The sequence below is a fragment of the Campylobacter sp. RM9333 genome (genome assembly GCF_020137705.1).
Taxonomy (GTDB): domain Bacteria; phylum Campylobacterota; class Campylobacteria; order Campylobacterales; family Campylobacteraceae; genus Campylobacter_E.
This window is the reverse complement of the sequence record NZ_JACGAY010000039.1, coordinates 1-2,419: the sequence shown is the minus strand read 5'-3', so window position 1 is coordinate 2,419 and position 2,419 is coordinate 1. Positions and strand designations below refer to the sequence as shown.

Below are 2,419 nucleotides of genomic sequence, written 5' to 3'. Positions count from 1 at the left end.
TTTAGCTTTATTGTTTTTATGAGTTTTTGTATTTTTACTTAGAGATTGTTTTTATTTTTTACCTTAATTCTAAAAGTTTTTTATATTTTTTATATTAAAATTCTTTTGATTAGATTGTTAAAAATTTATAAAAATATTAATTTTTATAATTACCCCCCCCCATTTTGTTAGCAATTGATTAACCTTTATATATTGATTTTTAACTATAATAAAGCATTTTTCATTTATTTTTTAGGGGAGAAAATGAATAGAACTATAAAATTATCTTTAATAACTTTTATATTAGTGGGGGGGGGTAATTTAGCTCTTGCTGATACTATTCCAAGCACTGCTATAAATTCTTTAGCGTATGCTAAAGATACTATTGATAAAGATACAACCATTGTAAGTGATAAATATAAAGTTCCAACTAAAATTACTCATACAAAAGGTAAAATTGATTTAGGAAATAGTTCTGAAAATATTATTAATAATATTGATATTAATACAAATTTTAAAGATGGACAAATTTGGACTAAAGGAAATTTAACTTTAAATAATGTAAATATTGCTAAAGTAAATATTGGCGATAATAGTGTTCATGGCTTGATTATTGATAATAATGCGAATGTAAAAATGGTAGGCGGAAGTCTAAAGAATATTGCTATTAATTTAAGTAGTGATAGAAATAGCGGCTCTCTTAGCCTTGATAAAGTAACTTTAGAAAATATTAAATATGGTTATAAGACAAATAAAAGTGCTGGTTTAATTATTTCAAATTCAACTATAAAAGATAGTGATTTTAACTATAAAACTACTTTTGTTAATTCTAAATTGCTTGGAAATATTAGTGGAAATATTGTTGTAGATAATTCTATAGTAGAAGCTACTTTAAATACGAATACTTTAGAAGTTATAAATGGCACTACAATTAGTTCTGATATTAGCAAGGTTAATAATTTTATTTTAGATAATTCTACTTTAACCACAGATTTAAATGCCAAAAATATTATCATTAAAAATGATGCAAAATACAATAATAAAAATATCACAGCAAGTGGCACATTGACTATTGAAAATCATCAAATTATAAATAACGATAAAGATAAAATAACATTAAAATCTAATGGAATTTCAACATATAAAGATAGTGTTATTAAAAATGCAGTTTTGGATTCAAATCTTAATAGGATTGATTTTTATAATACAAATAAATTAGATAATGTAAAAATATCTAATGATAATACTTGGGATGTTACAAAACATCATATTACGATTTGGGATAATACTAAGGTTACAATAAATGATAGTGAGATAATTAATTCGGCTATTACTCAAGCTTCTTCATTACATTATGATAGTGAAGTAATTATTAATAATACTAAATTAGTAGATACAGGAATTGGGGCTTTAAATAATAATGATTTATATAATAGAATTCCAAAATTAGAATTAAATAATGTAAATTATATAAATAATGTAGAAAATAGTGGGATTTTTGCAAAAGAAATTACTATAAATGGCGGATATATAAAAGCTAATAAATTATATGGAACTGATACTATTTTAATTCCAGGAAAAAATGATATTTCAACTCAAGATAATACTAAGGTTATTGTAAAAGATGGTGCTATTGTAGAGGCATTGGTTGATGGGGAAGAATTAGAGATATATAATTCAAAACTAACAGGAGATTCTCTTATTACCAACATAAAAACAGATAATAGTGAATTAATCGGCAAAATAGAAGCTACTAATAATATTGATATTAGCAATTCTAGTATCAAAGGTGATATAAAAGGTAGTGAATTAAAGCTTTTAAATTCTGATTTAAATTCAAATTTAATAGATATTGCAAATAATGTAATTATTGAAAATACTGAAGCAAAAACCATCACAGGAAATTTCAAAGTAGGCAACGACTTTAAATCAAGCAATACAATTATTCAAGGTAGTATTAATACTACAAATAATATGGAATTAAATAATTCTAATATTAAAGGCGATATAACTGCTAATAATTTAACTTTAAATAATTCTAGTATTACTAATAAAGCTGATGGTTCTACTAATACTATAAATGTTACAAACGATTTAACTATAAATAACGAAAGCCAAACTACTATTGATGGAAATTTTCAAGTAGGCAACGACTTTAAATCAAGTAATACAATCTTTAGCGGAGATATAACTGCAAATAAATTATTAAGCGATGAAAAAAGCACTTTTCAAGGTAATGTTAGTGCTGATAGCATAAATGCAGTTGGTTCTACATTTGAACAAACTCTAACTATTACAGGCGATAGTAAAAACAATGTCTTAGATAAAGCTACATTAGAGCAAGGCATAATAATTGATAGTAAAGATGCAAAAGTAAGTGTAATAAACGGCTCAGAAATCAAAGGAGAAATAAAAAACGAAGGCTTTATAAATGTAGAAG

1 protein-coding gene is annotated in these 2,419 nt (G+C 24.3%); it reads left to right on the top strand.

Going from position 1 to position 2,419, the window contains the following annotated elements:
- Nucleotides 1-243 precede the first annotated feature (243 nt).
- Nucleotides 244-2,419: hypothetical protein (locus AVBRAN9333_RS09330; protein WP_336609901.1), on the top strand; the 2,176-nt coding region annotated here is incomplete at its 3' end.